This window comes from Bradyrhizobium sp. U87765 SZCCT0048 (assembly GCF_018131225.1).
Classification (GTDB): domain Bacteria; phylum Pseudomonadota; class Alphaproteobacteria; order Rhizobiales; family Xanthobacteraceae; genus Bradyrhizobium_A.
Genome location: NZ_JAFCMM010000003.1, coordinates 110,371 through 125,476, shown reverse-complemented (window position 1 = coordinate 125,476; position 15,106 = coordinate 110,371). Strand labels below are relative to the sequence as shown.

The 15,106-nt window shown below is 65.2% G+C and carries 12 protein-coding genes; all 12 read left to right on the top strand.

Features of this window, described 5'->3' with window-relative positions:
- The first annotated feature begins 4 nt into the window (after positions 1-4).
- Complete coding sequence (gene nuoN, locus JQ639_RS19095) at positions 5-1,435, top strand: NADH-quinone oxidoreductase subunit NuoN (RefSeq protein ID WP_211970555.1); 1,431 nt, start codon at positions 5-7, stop codon at positions 1,433-1,435.
- Positions 1,435-2,247, top strand: coding sequence for a biotin--[acetyl-CoA-carboxylase] ligase (locus JQ639_RS19090; RefSeq protein WP_211970554.1), 813 nt, complete (start codon positions 1,435-1,437; stop codon positions 2,245-2,247). The genes nuoN and JQ639_RS19090 overlap by 1 nt, the downstream gene beginning before the upstream one ends.
- On the top strand, positions 2,247-3,917 hold the full coding sequence (locus JQ639_RS19085) for a ribonuclease J (RefSeq protein ID WP_211970553.1): 1,671 nt from the start codon (positions 2,247-2,249) through the stop codon (positions 3,915-3,917). Before JQ639_RS19090 ends, JQ639_RS19085 begins: the two co-directional genes overlap by 1 nt.
- Positions 3,918-3,986: 69 nt before the next feature.
- Positions 3,987-4,391: a methylmalonyl-CoA epimerase gene (gene mce, locus JQ639_RS19080; protein WP_211970552.1), complete on the top strand. Its 405-nt coding sequence runs from the start codon at positions 3,987-3,989 to the stop codon at positions 4,389-4,391.
- A gap of 5 nt (positions 4,392-4,396) precedes the next feature.
- Positions 4,397-4,669, top strand: a complete 273-nt coding sequence (locus JQ639_RS19075; protein ID WP_211970551.1) for a DUF1467 family protein — start codon at positions 4,397-4,399, stop codon at positions 4,667-4,669.
- A 456-nt stretch (positions 4,670-5,125) separates the two neighbouring features.
- Positions 5,126-6,511, top strand: a complete 1,386-nt coding sequence (locus JQ639_RS19070) for a Dyp-type peroxidase (protein WP_211970550.1) — start codon at positions 5,126-5,128, stop codon at positions 6,509-6,511.
- A 61-nt stretch (positions 6,512-6,572) separates the two neighbouring features.
- Positions 6,573-8,477 (top strand): hypothetical protein, encoded by a 1,905-nt coding sequence (locus JQ639_RS19065; RefSeq protein WP_211970549.1) that lies wholly within the window; start codon positions 6,573-6,575, stop codon positions 8,475-8,477.
- Between the two features lie 42 nt (positions 8,478-8,519).
- Complete coding sequence (locus JQ639_RS19060) at positions 8,520-9,563, top strand: ferritin-like domain-containing protein (protein ID WP_211970548.1); 1,044 nt, start codon at positions 8,520-8,522, stop codon at positions 9,561-9,563.
- A 23-nt stretch (positions 9,564-9,586) separates the two neighbouring features.
- Positions 9,587-9,925 (top strand): hypothetical protein, encoded by a 339-nt coding sequence (locus JQ639_RS19055; RefSeq protein WP_211970547.1) that lies wholly within the window; start codon positions 9,587-9,589, stop codon positions 9,923-9,925.
- Between the two features lie 670 nt (positions 9,926-10,595).
- Positions 10,596-10,973 (top strand): DUF2946 family protein, encoded by a 378-nt coding sequence (locus tag JQ639_RS19050; protein WP_211970546.1) that lies wholly within the window; start codon positions 10,596-10,598, stop codon positions 10,971-10,973.
- Positions 10,974-11,034: 61 nt separating this feature from the next.
- On the top strand, positions 11,035-13,512 hold the full coding sequence (locus tag JQ639_RS19045; RefSeq protein WP_211970545.1) for a TonB-dependent receptor: 2,478 nt from the start codon (positions 11,035-11,037) through the stop codon (positions 13,510-13,512).
- A gap of 238 nt (positions 13,513-13,750) precedes the next feature.
- On the top strand, positions 13,751-15,070 hold the full coding sequence (gene proS, locus JQ639_RS19040; protein ID WP_211970544.1) for a proline--tRNA ligase: 1,320 nt from the start codon (positions 13,751-13,753) through the stop codon (positions 15,068-15,070).
- The last annotated feature ends 36 nt before the right edge of the window (positions 15,071-15,106 follow it).

Sequence of the window (15,106 nt, the reverse complement as noted above, 5' to 3'; positions counted from 1 at the left end):
CCTCATGACTTTCGCCGGATATTCCCTGCTTCCTGTCGTGCCGGAGATCGTGCTGGCGCTGGGGGCGATGCTGCTCCTGATGATCGGCGCCTATCGCGGCCCGCAGACCACGGGCACGATCAGCGTGCTGGCGGTGCTGCTGCTGATCCTCACCGGCGCGCTGGTGCTGTGGCTGCCGGCCGGAAAGCTCGTGACCTTCAACGGCAGTTTCGTCGTCGACGACTTCGCGCGCTTCCTGAAGATCCTGGCCCTGATCGGCTCGGGCACCGCGCTGATCCTGTCGCGCGAATTCCTGTCCGATCCGTCGCGGCGGATCTTCGAGTTCGCGATCCTGATCCTGCTGTCGACCGTCGGCATGCTGGTGCTGATCTCGGCCGCCGACCTGATCGTGCTCTATCTCGGCCTCGAGCTGATGTCGCTGGCGCTCTACGTCGTGGCGGCGAGCCATCGTGACGATGCCAAGTCGACCGAGGCGGGCCTCAAGTACTTCGTGCTCGGCGCGCTGTCGTCCGGCATGCTGCTGTACGGCGCCTCGCTGATCTACGGCTTCTCCGGCACCGTCAGTTTCGCCGGCATCGCGGTGGCCGCCAAGGGCGGCAGCACCGGCGTGGTGTTCGGCATCGTGTTCCTGCTCGCCGGCCTGTGCTTCAAGGTGTCGGCCGTGCCGTTCCACATGTGGACGCCGGACGTCTATGAGGGCGCCCCGACGCCGGTGACCGCGTTCTTCGCCTCGGCCCCGAAGGTCGCCGCGCTCGCGGTGTTCACCCGCGTGACGCTGACCGCATTCCCGGGCGTGACGGCGCAGTGGCAGCAGATCGTGGTGTTCGTCGCCATCGCCTCGATGGCGCTGGGCTCGTTCGCCGCCATCGGCCAGAAGAACATCAAGCGCCTGATGGCGTATTCCTCGATCGGCCATATGGGCTTCGCGCTCGTCGGCCTCGCGTCGGGGACGCAGGAAGGCGCGCAGGGCGTGCTGATCTATATCGCCATCTACGTGGCGATGACGCTGGCGTCGTTCTCGGTGATCCTGGCGATGAAGCGCAACGGCCAGGCTGTCGAGAACATCTCGGATTTCGCCGGGCTTGCGCGCACCAATCCGCTGCTGGCGTTCTTCTTCGCGATGCTGCTGTTTTCGCTCGCCGGCATTCCGCCGCTCGCCGGCTTCTTCGCCAAGTTCTACGTGTTCCTGGCCGCCATCAAGTCCGGCCTGTTCGCGCTGGCGGTGATCGGCGTGCTGACCAGCGTCGTGGGCGCGTTCTACTATCTCAGCATCATCAAGACGATGTACTTCGACGAGCCGGCCGGCGCGGTCGATCCGGTACGCGTCGAGCTGCGTGCGGTGCTGGCGATCGCCGGCACCTTCAACCTGCTGTTCTTCGTCTATCCGGCGCCGCTCGTCAGCGTGGCGACGGCAGCGGCGAAGTCCCTGTTCTGATGGCTTTCGCGCTCGGTCCCGCGGCCCGTTCGGCAGGCTACCGGCTCGAGGCGTTCGAGAGTATTGGATCGACCAACGCGGAAGCGCTGGCGCGTGCACGCGCCGGCGAGCGCGGGCCGCTCTGGCTGGTGACGCCGCAGCAGACCGCCGGCCGTGGCCGTCGCGATCGGGCCTGGGTGTCGCCGCGCGGCAATCTCGCCGCCAGTGTCATCGAAGTCATCGACGTCTCGCCGCCGTTGGCGGCGACGCTCGGCTTTGCCGCCGGCCTCGCGCTCGAGCAGGCGCTGCAGGCCGTCAGCATCGAGGCGCGGCTGCGCTCGCCCGAATCTTCGAACACCGCGTTCACCCTGAAGTGGCCCAATGACGTGCTGGCCGGCGGCCGCAAGCTGTCCGGCATCCTGCTGGAGGCCGAGCAGGTCACGCCCAGCGGTCTCGCGGTCGTGGTCGGCATCGGTGTCAATGTCGTCGCTGCGCCCGAGGGCACGCCGTATCCGGCAGCGGCGCTGCATGCGCTGGGCATCCATGTCGGCGCGGAAGAGCTGTTCACGGCACTGTCGGACGCCTGGGCGCGGCTGCGCGCCGTCTGGGACAACGGGCGCGGTTTTGCGGAGATCCGCCGGCAATGGCTGGAGCGGGCCTCCGGGCTCGGCCAGCCGGTGTCGGTGAAGACGGGAGGCGCGCCGTTGAGTGGCCGCTTCGAGACCATCGATGAGACTGGCTGTCTGATCGTATTGACCGACGATGGAAGTCGGGTGCCGGTGACCGCCGGCGATGTCTATTTCGGGGCGGCCGCCTCGGCAGGAGCCGTATGATGGCGCGACCGGACGAACTGACTTTTGCGCCGCTCGGCGGCGTCGGCGAGATCGGCATGAACCTGTCGATCTATGGCATCGGCAACCGCCATCAGCGCAGCTGGCTGGCGGTCGACCTCGGCGTGTCGTTCGGCGACGAGGATCGCCTGCCGGGCATCGACCTTGTCATGCCCGACGTGCGCTTCCTTGAGCAGGAGCGCAAGAACCTCGTCGGCATCGTGCTGACCCACGCCCACGAGGACCATTTCGGCGCCATCATCGACCTGTGGCCGCGCCTGCGGGTGCCGATCTATGCCACCGCGTTCAGCGCCGGCCTGTTCGAGGCCAAGTGCGCAGCCGAGCGCAATGCGCCGGAGATCCCGGTCACGGTCGTGCCGTCGGGCGGGCGCATCGATCTCGGGCCGTTCAACGTCGAGTTCATTCCGGTCGCCCACTCGATCCCGGAATCCCACGCGCTGGCGATCCGGACGTCGGCCGGCACGGTGCTGCATACCGGTGACTGGAAGATCGATCCGACGCCGATCATCGGCAAGCCGACCGACGAGAGGCGGTTGCGCGAGATCGGCGACGAGGGGGTGCTGGCGCTGGTCGGCGATTCCACCAACGCGGTGCGCGACGGCCGCTCGCCTTCGGAAACCGAGGTTGCCGCGGCGATCACCGCCATCGTCAAGCAGGCCAGGGGCCGCGTTGCCGTGACGACTTTCGCCTCCAACGTCGCCCGCATCCGCGCGGTGGCGGATGCCGCGCGTGCCGCCGACCGCGAGGTCGTGGTGGTCGGCCGCGCCATGGAACGCGTGGTGCAGGTCGCGCGCGAAACCGGCTATCTCGACGGCGTCGCCGAATTCCGCAGCGCCGAGTACTATGGCCACTTTCCTCCCGATAAGGTGCTGGCGCTGTGCACCGGCAGCCAGGGCGAGCCGCGCGCGGCGCTGGCGCGCATCGCCAATGACGATCATCCGCTGGTCACTCTCAACAAGGGCGATTGCGTGATCTTCTCCTCGCGCACCATTCCCGGCAATGAGAAGGCCGTCGGCGCCATCATCAACTCGTTCGTCGAGCAGGGCGTGGAGATCATCACCGACCGCACCCATCTCGTCCATGTCTCGGGTCACCCGCGCCGTGACGAGCTGCGCGACATGATCTCCTGGGTGCGGCCGCAGGTGCTGGTGCCGGTGCATGGCGAGGCACTTCACCTGTCGGAGCATGCCAAGCTGGCCCGCGCCGCCGGCGTGCCCAAGGTCGTGATCGTGCGCAACGGCAACCTGCTGCGCCTCGGTCCCGGCGATCCCGCCGTGGTCGACAATCTGCCGGCGGGCCGCATCTACAAGGACGGCATGCTGCTCGAGGACGAGAAGGCGCGTGCCGTGGTGGAGCGGCGCCGGCTGTCGTTCGCCGGATGCGCCTTCGTCGCGCTGGCGCTGACCGAGAAGGGCGAACTTGCCGACGATCCGGAAGTTGATCTCGTCGGCGTTCCCGAGAAGAATGCCGAAGGCGAGGTGATCGCCGACGAGGTGTTCGATCTGGTGGTGTCGACCGTGGAGAATCTGCCGCGCGCACGTCGGCGCGACGGCGATGCCGTCGCAGAGTCGGTTCGCCGCGCGGTGCGCGCCTCGATCGCCGAGCAGTGGGGCAAGAAGCCCCTGTGCGTCGTGCATGTCTTGATGGTTTAACCTGCGACGTCCGGACGTCCGTCCGCAGGGATGGCGCCGGCTGCTGCAGGGTTCGCAAGGGAGGATGTCATGCTCGGTCGTCTCAATCATGTCGCGATCGCGGTCCGCGATGCGCAGAAGGCCGCGAAGATCTATGGCGTCGCCTTCGGTGCCGAGATTTCGGATGCGGTGCCGTTGCCGGAGCATGGCGTGATCACCGTGTTCGCGACACTGCCGAACACCAAGATCGAATTCATCCAGCCCTATGGCGAGACGTCGCCGATCGCCAGGTTTCTCGAGCGCAACGCCGATGGCGGCATCCATCACATCTGCTACGAGGTGCCCGACATCATCGCCGCCCGTGATACGCTGGTCCGCGAGGGCGCGCGCGTCCTCGGCGACGGCGAGCCGAAGATCGGTGCCCATGGCAAGCCGGTGCTGTTCCTGCATCCCAAGGACTTCTCCGGCGCTCTCGTCGAAATCGAACAGGCCTGACCGACGTGTCGATCTCGTCCTCGATCGCGATCTATTTCGTGCTGTGGTGGGTGGTGCTGTTCGCGGTGCTGCCGTTCGGCGTGCGCAGTCAGGTCGAGGAGGGCACCTCCTCGGCGCCGGGCTCCGATCCCGGTGCGCCGGTGATGCCGCTGATGGCCAGGAAGCTGCTGTGGACCACGGTGATCTCGCTGGTGCTGTTCTCGGCCGGCCTGTGGGCCTATCGCGAGGGCTACCTCAACGTCGAACGCCTGACGAAAATGATGGGGATTCCGCTGTAGCGCGGATCGAGCCTGTGCGACATGGGGTATGCGACGGCGACGGGGCGGCGCGGGACGTCGCCTGCGCCGTATCGCCTCACTGAGCGGTCGCGCAGCCGGGTGTCCTTGACCCGAGGAGGGACGCGAACTAACCTTTGTCTCGCAGGATCGTGAATTGTCGAGGTCTTGCGCGCATGCTTCGCATGCGCCGCTTATTTTGTTTCAAAAGTTCGTTTTTGATTTGTGCTCGCCGTTGTCTTGCATGGGCGCTTAGGCGTCACCGTCAATCCTGTTTTGAATGAATCGGGCTCGGATCGGAGAAGCGAGAGCGCTGATTGCGCGCGCGGATGGTCTGCAACGGGCAATGTGACGTGAACGGATTTCGATCGTGCCGATGCCCGGCGTGACCAGTCGCAAGAGTTCTTTCCTCCCGAATGCCCGCTTCGCAATTGCGCGAGGGCAGAATGCGTTTTCCGGATGGTTTCCTGGCGTCGCCACTCGGCGGCCGAAGCACCGGCCTTTTGTCGGGGTGTGCAGGGCAATATTCTCAAGGGGCATGACCGCGATCACGCGGCGCTGCTTCTCGTCACCTTCGGAGCCGATGCGGCGGCCGCACGCGCCTGGATCGCCGGCGCGTTGCGGCGGCGGCTCAAGTCTGCGGCCGATCAGGCGGCCGATACCGAGCGCTGGCATCTGGAAGGCGGGGACGGTGCGCCGTTCGTCTCGTTCTATCTGTCGCGAGACGGTTATGTGCGGCTCGGGGTGCCGGACGCCGCGATCCCGCGAGATCCCTATTTTCGCGCCGGCATGAAGGCATCGCCAGCCGGCATCCAGACCGTGGTGTCGGACCCGCCGGTGGCGCAATGGGACGCCGCCTTTCAGGGGCGCATCGACGCCCTGGTGCTGCTCGGCGACGACAACCCCGCGCGTCTCGCCAGCGATCTTGCGGAGATCCGCGGCGAACTGCAGCCGATCACCGAGCGCGTGGCCGTCGAGACCGGACGCAAGCTGCTGTTCGATTTTCCCGGACGGCCGAATGTCGAGATCGAACATTTCGGCCATCAGGACGGCATCAGCCAGCCGCAGATGATCAAGCAGGAGGCGGCGGCGGAGGTGCGTGCGCGGGGAGGCGCGAACTGGAATCCGGCGGCGCCGCTGTCGCTGGCGTTCGCCGAGGAAGCCGGAGCGGGCGGGACGTTCGGCAGCTATCTCGTTCTGCGCAAGCTCGAACAGCATGTCGGATGGTTTCATGCCGCGCGCGATGCCATGGCGGCGGCGCTGGGGATCGATAGCGACGCGGCGTCCGCGCTCGCCGTCGGCCGCCGGCCCGACGGCACGCCGGCGATCCCGACCACCGTGGTTGAGCCAGGCGCGGACCCCAACGATTTCAATTTCAAGGCCGATGCCCAGGGCGGCCTGTGTCCCTTCCAGTCTCATATTCGCAAGACCAATCCGCGCGGCGATCTCGCCCGCTTTCAAGGCGCGACCGATGAGATCGAACGTGGCTTCCGCATCGCGCGGCGCGGAATTTCCTATGGCGAACGACCGGACCTCGCGCGGGGAGCGACAGTGCCGCCGCCCGACACCGGCGTCGGCCTGTTGTTCATGAGCTACCAGGCTCAGCTGCGACAGTTCGTGATCCAGCAGGAAGGATCGGATTCCAACGACTTCGTGCAATCCGGTGTCGGCGTCGATGCGGTCATCGGCAACAATCCGGCGCCCGTTGCGCAGCGCTGGCCAGCGAATGGTGTGCCGACCGATCGCAGGTTCTCCATGGCCGGCTTCGTCACCTTCAAGGGCGGTGAATATTTCTTCGCGCCGAGCTTTCCGTTCATCGAGAGCCTGTCGCCATCGGTGGCCTGAGCCATGCCGGTGAGGCGTGCCTGTAACATTCGTCTGTCGTGACCAGCGCCGGGGGCCAACAATGAGCTATCTCAACCGCGTCCGACTGATTTTTTTCGGCAAATTCCAGGCGGATATGTCGACGGTGAACAACGACGTTCGTCACTACGACAATGCCTCGTTTCTCGATCGCTATCAGGAACTGCAGAACGAGAAGGGAATGAACGGCTGGTGGAATCCGACCGGATCGGGAGCCTTCCGCCTCGTCGATTGTACCGTTCGTGCGGTGCACTACGAGGACGGCACCTCAGCCGATACGCCGCAACAGGACAGTGTGGTCGGCACGACGATCGCCGGCGCCGACAATCGCACCAGCGCCAAGCTCGTCGATATCGACCCGCAGTGGCAGCTCGCCTCGCAACTGTGGGGGCTGCAGGTCAGGTTGCTGGATGGGGCAGGACACGCGCTGGTCGGCGGCGAGTATGTGCCGCATCCATTTCGCGACCTGCTGTTTTCGCGGATCGCCGGATCTGGCGGTGACGGTGCGGCATCGGCCTATTTTCAGTCCGTCCTCACCGATCTCGCATGGGGTGAAGCCGGGCGCAGCAGCCGTTTCATCAGGGAGCTCAAGGAGACGACGCAGTCCGGCAAGATTTCGATCCGGCTCATGACCTACGGTTTCCAGGATGCCTACGGGCAGGATGGTTTCACGTATGGCAGGGTATCGGGCGTCATCGGGCCCTATCTCGATGGCGAACCGGAATCGTTTGTGCGGGGGCGCCGTTTCGCACCGGCGTTCGGGGCAGCGTCCTGGAACGGGATCAATCTCTTCACGGGCGCGGTCGTCGATGACAGGCACCGGCTGTTGCTCGATCTTGCGAACGCGCTGCCGCTGACGCCCGACAGGACGCTGCTCGACATCGGCGAGCTCAGCGTCGGCGCTCTGCTCAACGAAAATACGCCGGAGGGGGCGCCCGTCGCGCTCGGCTCGTTCGCGACGATCGGCAGGATTCCCTATCGGGACGCCGACTGGCTGCAGAAGACCGGCGGCATCGCCAGCTTCGAGCTCAGCCGTGGCCAGAGGGCGGCGGTACGGAACGGCCCTCTGGCACTGGCCGTGACATCCGCGGCCGGCGCGACACCGGTGGTCGCGATCCGCGAAACCGCGAACGGTCAGTTCGTCGGCGCCGAGCCGTTCGTCCTGCGGATTGACGCCGGTGGCTCGGCGACAGTCTCCTTTTATGCCTCCGTGTATGGCGCTCCGCTGCCGGCCGCGGAGATCGTGATCACGCAGCAGGGCGAGCTGACCGATCTCGGCGGCAACGGGCCGCTGAATCCGCCGGTGCCGATCCCGATCATCGGCATTCCGCAGAAAGCGCTGACGCTTCCCGGCGCGGTCGGCGCGGATGGTGATGGGGTTGCCAGAATGACCCTGTTGACCAGTCCGCCGAACAATCCGCGCGGCTACCTCGACGGCCAGATGTATATCATCAACTTCCAGATCGCCGGGCAGCCACGGCAGTCGTTCGGTCAGTTCGAGGCGATCGCAGTTCATTTGCGTGACGCCTATCAGGTGCCGGACAGCCCGACATGGGCCGACCACATTTCGCCGATCTTCACCCAGTACGGCAATCTCTATCCGATCATGAGCCGCCGTCTCGTCAACCTGAACGATCCGGCATCGGTGTTCGCCCATCGCAAGATCCTGGCACTGGCGTTCTCGCTGGACATCGGCGATCCCAACTACATGCCGGTGACCCGCGATCTCTCGGAGGCCAAGCGGCAGACGATCGTGAAATGGCTGGGCGTGATCGACGCCGGCGGCGATCCTGCTTTTCAGGCCCTGGCGCACGCTCCGCCGAGCGCGGCCCCCGCAGCGCCCTCGCCACCCGCGCCTCCGGGCCATGAGGTGTCGGCGGGGGAAGGCGGCAAGACAACGTTTGCGCGCGGCTTGGCGCGCGCACGCGGTCTGCCCGAGCCATTGTGATTGCCAGTCTGCATTCGTTCACGCGAACCATTTGAGGACGTCATGCTCAAGCTCCGATCAGGGATCGTCGAGGCTGTCCGGGGCGCCGGCTCGGGCCCCGAGCTCCATGAATTCCTCCAGAACGCCGTGAAGCTGGAGCACTCGACGATTCCGCCGTATCTGACGGCGCTGTACTCGATCAAACCGGGCACGAACCGCGCCGTCGCCGGGATCATTCGCTCGATCGTCGTCGAGGAGATGCTGCACATGACGATCGCGGCCAATGTCCTCAACGCGATCGGCGGAGCGCCCGAGATCAACCGGGCCGATTTCATTCCGACCTATCCCGGTCCGCTACCGATGATGGCGGATGACGGCCTGAAGGTCGGGCTGGAGAAGCTCAGCAAGGATCTCGTGCGGGACGTCTTCATGAAGATCGAGCAACCGAAAGACCCCAAACATTATCCGTCGAAGATGCTGGCGGCTGCGCTTCCTTCGTTCCAGACGATCGGGGCGTTCTATGATGCGATCGCGGAGAAGATCAGGGAGCTGGGGGACACGATCTTTGTCGGCGACCCCGCCAGGCAGGTCGTGAATGGCGGCTGGTTCCCGGCCGACGAGCTCTTCCCGATCACCAATGTGGACACCGCGGTACGGGCGCTGATGCTGATCAAGGATCAGGGGGAGGGGACCAGCGACGATCCTTTCGAACCTGACGGCGAACCGGCCCATTACTATCGCTTCGAGGAAATCATTCGCGGCGCCAGCCTGGTCAGGGACAAGGCGACGAAGCGGATTTCGTTCAGCGGAGCGCCGGTGCCGTTCGATCAGGCGGATGTCATCGACATTGTCAGCAACAGCCGGGCCGGTATGTACGAGGCCGGCTCGCTCGCCCGCAACGGCGTCGACCTTGCCAACGCCACCTACAGCAAGCTGCTCAATGCGCTGCATCAGACGTTCAACGGACAGTCGGACAAGCTCGACGCCGCTCTCGGCGTGATGAACGAATTCCGGCTGGTCGTGATGGAAAAGGTCGTCAGCGTCCGCGTGAAGGGAAGCGACCAGTTCGCGGCTCCGGCCTTCGAGTTCGTGTCAGTGGTCAACTGATCGTCCGACCCCGGGAGAGCGCCATGCAATCAGGCATCGTCTACTACAAGCGAAGCGGATCGACGTTCGATGGCCGCTGGAGCCATCAGGATACGGGGGGCGTGTTCGCACGGGAAGTCGTCCATGATGCCCAGCCGGGGCCTTTCGTCGGCAGCTGGCAGGTCGAGATCTTCGCGCCTGACGGCCGTTCGCTGTTTGTCGGTCAGCTGCAGGCCGTTCCCCTCGGCGATTGCGTGAGCCTGAGCTGGACCAAGACCGGCGAGACCGCTGCGAGTTTTGTCGGCCTTGGCCATGCGATCGATCCGGACCTGGTGATGGCCTGCTTCGAGCCGGCAGGCGGACAGGCGTCCCAGGGCAGGTGACGGACAGCCCGCGGATGACGCCGCTTCCAGGATGTTGGGGATCGGGCAGCGGCGTGCGCCTCTGTCGCAGGCGGCGTCACACCGATGACACGTTGAGGCCGTAACTCCGGCCGTGTCAGCGACGATGGTCTGAAGCGAACGCGAGATCCGCGCGCGGGAAAAAAGACAAAAAAAAGCAGGGCCATGCCCTGCTTAAAAATTGTGTCGACCCTATTGTCCCCGAAAACGTTGAGGTTTGGTGCTCTTGAACGGGGCGACGCTGCTTCGGCGCGTCAGGGCTCCTCCCGAGACTTGGACCACCAAGCTACTGCCTCACGGCCAGCTTGAAGGCCGCACGCTAGCCGATCCTTTTTTGTTTGTCACTCTTTTCGGCAACAAATGTCTAAAACATCGGCTGGGAGTAAATCATCGTTTCAAACGGTGGACCGATCGCGCCAAATCACAACTGGAGCGCGAAAATTCTACCAGAGCGGGTGCCGAGGCTCGGCGCCGTGGAAGAAAATTGCCGTCAAGGTCAGGCAGACTGCCTGACAGACGATCATCGTTGCGCGGGCGCCACGTTTCTCAACTTTATCGGGGTACCGAGCGGGGCGACACGGCCGAATCGGCCGGATGCGCTACCCGTGACGCCGGGTGCGTGCTAGCTCTGCGCGCGGGAGCGCAAGCACGCATGAGGTCCAAGCGGCATATCGGGGTCTGGACGGTCTGGACGGCCGTGTATGCCTTCATGCTCAATGCCTTTCTGGCGTCATTCCTGCTGGCCGCGACGCCGACGGCGCTTCTGGCCGACGACCATTCCCTCTGCCTGACCGCCAGCCATGCCGCCGATCAGGGGCAGGGCAGTGACACGGACACCGCAGAGCGTGTCACCACCCACTGCAAGCAGTGTTTTCCGGGCCTTGCCGCGGCGATCTTGCCGCCGATCGCGCCCCATGCTTTTCGGCGTATCGCCATCACCGAGTCGCGCGAGGCTGCGTTCGCGCTGCGGCTCAGGCAGTTCGCGCGATTTACCCAGACCAGTCCCAGAGGTCCTCCGGCCCAGACCTGACGGCACGCGCCGCGGCGCGTGAGCTCGCCTGTCGTCATGTCTGATTTTCGGAGTTCTCTTGATGTCGTCCGCATCACATCTGGCGCGCCTGTGGTTGGCGTTGCCAGTGACCTTGACCCTTGCTCCTTCCGTATCTGCCCAGACCGCGGCCGATCCGCTGCCGCCCGTCGTGGTCGAGACGGCGCGCCAGCGCCCGAAGCCGGCGCCCCGCGTCAAGCGGCGTGTGGCGAGCAGCACGCCCCGCGTTCAGCAGGCGCGACCGACCGCCGCCGTGCCGGCGGGGCAGGTCGCGAATGCCGATACCCAGGGCGCCGGCGGCCGCTATCCGGGCACGCCGCCGGCCGTGAGCCGCTACCAGCTGCCGCAGCAATCCTTCAGCACGACCGCGAAGCAGATCGAGGAGACGGTCAACCTCAAGGATCCGGAAGACGCGATCAAATACATGCCGAGCCTGTTCGTGCGCAAGCGCAACGACGGCGACAACCAGGCGGTGCTGGCGACCCGAACCTGGGGGCTGAATTCCAGCGCGCGCTCGCTGATCTATGCCGACGATGTTCTGATCTCGGCGCTGATCGCCAACAACAACACCAGCGGATCGCCGCACTGGAATCTGGTGTCGCCGGATTCGATCGCGCGGATCGATTTCCTCAATGGCCCATTCTCGGCGGCCTATCCCGGCAACTCGATCGGCGGCGTGCTGCTGATCACCTCTAAGATGCCGGATCGCCTCGTGGCGTCCGCCAAGGAGACGCTGTCGGTTCAGCCCTGGAACCAGTACGGCACGAAGGATACCTACCTCACCAGCCAGACCAGTGCGTCGGTCGGCGACCGCAATGGCAAGCTGTCGTGGCTGGCCAGCGCCAACTATCTCGACAGCTATCAGCAGCCGCTGACCTACACCACCAACGGCACCATTCCGGCCGGCACGACCGGGGCTTTTCCGGCGCTCAACAAGCAGGGGTTGCCGGCGAATGTCGTCGGCACCGGTGCGTTGGCGCATTCACAGCAGACGGCGATGAACCTTCGCTTTGCCTACGACCTCACACCGCTGGTCCAGGCGACGTATGCATTCGGTGTCTGGAACAACGTCCAGACCTCCAATCCGCAGACCTATCTGCGGTCCGCAGCGACCGGTGCGCCGACCTTCGCGGGCATTTCGTCGTTCGCCGGCAACAAATACACCTGGGACCAGACCCACCTCAGCAGTTCGATCGGGCTGAAGAGCGATACGCGCGGGATCTATGATTTCGACATCACCGCCTCGACCTACAACTATCTGCAGGACATCCAGGCCAGTCCCTACACCGTCGCAGCGACCGGCGTCGGCTATTCGCAGAACGGCAAGATCACCCGCAACGACGGCACCAACTGGCAGAACATCGATGCCAAGGGGATCTGGCGGCCATTCGGTTTCGATGGCCCGCACGAGCTCAGCTTCGGCCTGCATGGCGACCGCTACGAGCTGAACAACCCGACCTATGCCTCGGCCAACTGGTCGGCGACGCCGTCGACCGGGACCGGACAGCTCTATTCCGCCGGATATGGCGAGACGCGGACGGGGGCGCTGTGGATCCAGGATGCCTGGAAGATCATTCCCAGCCTCAAGCTGACCCTCGGCGGCCGGCTCGAAAGCTGGCAGGCCCTCGACGGCGTCAACGTCAACACCGTGGCCAACGCCGCCGGCGTCATCGCCTCGCGCGCCACCATCAACCAGCCGGGACTGAGCGCGACGAATTTTTCGCCGAAGGCATCGCTGTCGTTCGACCCAAACAAGGACTGGAACGTCACCGTCAACTTCGGCGAGGCCTATCGCTATCCGACGGTCGCCGAACTCTACCAGAACGTGACCGTCGGCGGCGTGGCGACGGTGGCTAATCCGTTCCTCGCTCCGGAGCAGGACTTCACCACCGAGATCAACGTCGAACGTCGCTGGAGCGATGGACGCATCCGCTTCACGCTGTTCGACGAGCGCACCAACAACGCCATCATCTCGCAGACCAACCTCGTCACCAACCCTTCGACCGGCGCACAGGTCCCGACCACGACCATCGGCAACGTCGCGGCGATCCGCATGACCGGCGCAGAAGTCTCCGCAGACAAGGACAATGTCCTGTTCCAGGGGCTGCAGCTGTTCGGCAGCATCACCTATGTCAACTCGCGCATCGTCTCGGATCCGACCTGGGCAGGGACCAACCCGCTGACCAACCTGCCGGACACGGTGGTCGGCAAGCGCGTGCCCTACGTCCCGGACTGGCGGGCCAAGTTCGGCGCGACCTACCGGCCGAACGAGCAGTGGGCGTACACCATCGCGGCGCGCTACAGTGGCAAGCAGTATTCGACGCTCGACAACACCGACATCGTGCCGCACGTCTACGGTGCGTTCGACAACACCTTCGTCGTCGACATGAAAGTGCACTATGCGGCGACCAGGAACTTTTCGTTCGATGTCGGCATCGACAATGTCTTCAACGCCCAGTACTTCCTGTTCCACCCATTCCCGGGGCGGACCTATGTGATGGCCTCGCGCTACACATTCTGAACGCACGGCCGTGCCAGTCGTCCGCCGCCGCCGGTAGCGTACCGGAGGAGGCGGGCGGGGCGCTCGGGCGCGGATTGCGCCTGGGGCGGCAAATCCGCCCGGATCACGCGAAATTAGTCCTCAAAACGCCCGCCTGGGCCGTCAAAACGCGGTTTTCCGGCCCCCAACGCTTGTGTTTTGGGCCCCGATCCGGTTTCACTGCCTCGATCCCGGTCCCAAACGATTCTTGAGTGTTCCCATGCGATTGTCGCGTTTCTTTCTGCCCATCCTCAAGGAGACGCCGAAGGAGGCGGAGATTGCATCGCACCGCCTGATGCTGCGCGCGGGCATGCTGCGCCAGCAGGCCGCGGGCATTTATTCCTGGCTGCCGCTCGGCCTGCGGGTGCTGACGAAGATCGAGCAGATCGTCCGCGAGGAGCAGAACCGGGCCGGCGCCATCGAGCTGCTGATGCCGACGCTGCAGCTCGCCGACCTCTGGCGTGAGAGCGGCCGCTATGATGCCTACGGTCCGGAGATGCTGCGCATCCAGGACCGCCACAAGCGCGAACTCCTCTATGGTCCGACCAATGAGGAGATGATCACCGAGATCTTCCGCAGCTATGTCCGCTCCTACAAGAGCCTGCCGCTGAATCTCTATCACATCCAGTGGAAATTCCGCGACGAGCAGCGCCCGCGCTTCGGCGTGATGCGTGGCCGCGAATTCCTGATGAAGGACGCCTATTCCTTCGACATCGACCAGGATGCGGCGCGGCTGTCCTACAACAAGATGTTCGTCGCCTACCTGCGCACGTTCTCGCGGATGGGACTGCAGGCGATTCCAATGCGGGCGGAGACCGGTCCGATCGGCGGCGACCTGTCGCACGAGTTCATCGTGCTCGCCGACACCGGCGAGTCCGGCGTCTACTGCAACAGCGATGTGCTCAAGCTGCCGGTGCCGGGCGAGGACGTCGACTACGGCGGCGACCTCACACCGATCATCCAGCAGTGGACCGAGCTCTATGCCGCGACCGAAGACGTCCACGACGCCGCGCGGTTCGACAGCGAGGTCCCCGAGCCCAAGCGGCTGCACACCCGCGGCATCGAGGTCGGCCAGATCTTCTATTTCGGCACCAAGTACTCCGAGACCATGAAGGCGCTGGTGATGGGCCCGGACGGCACCGAGCGGTCGATCCATGGCGGCTCCTATGGCGTCGGCGTGTCGCGCCTGCTTGGCGCGATCATTGAGGCCTTCCATGACGAGGCCGGCATCAAGTGGCCGGAGACGGTGGCGCCGTTCCGCGTTGCGCTGCTCAACCTCAAGCAGGGCGGCGGCGATACCGACGTCGCCTGCGACAGGCTCTATGCCGCACTGACCGCCAAGGGCATCGACGTGCTCTATGACGACCGCGAGGAGCGGCCGGGCGCCAAGTTCGCGACCGCGGACCTGATCGGTATTCCCTGGCAGGTCATGGTCGGCCCCAAGGGCCTCGCCGAAGGCAAGGTGGAGCTGAAGCGCCGCAGCGACGGCGAGCGCGAACTGCTGACACCGGACGACGTCATCGCCCGGCTGACCGCATGAGTTTTTCACCGCGTGCTGCGCGGTGCCGAGGGTGTG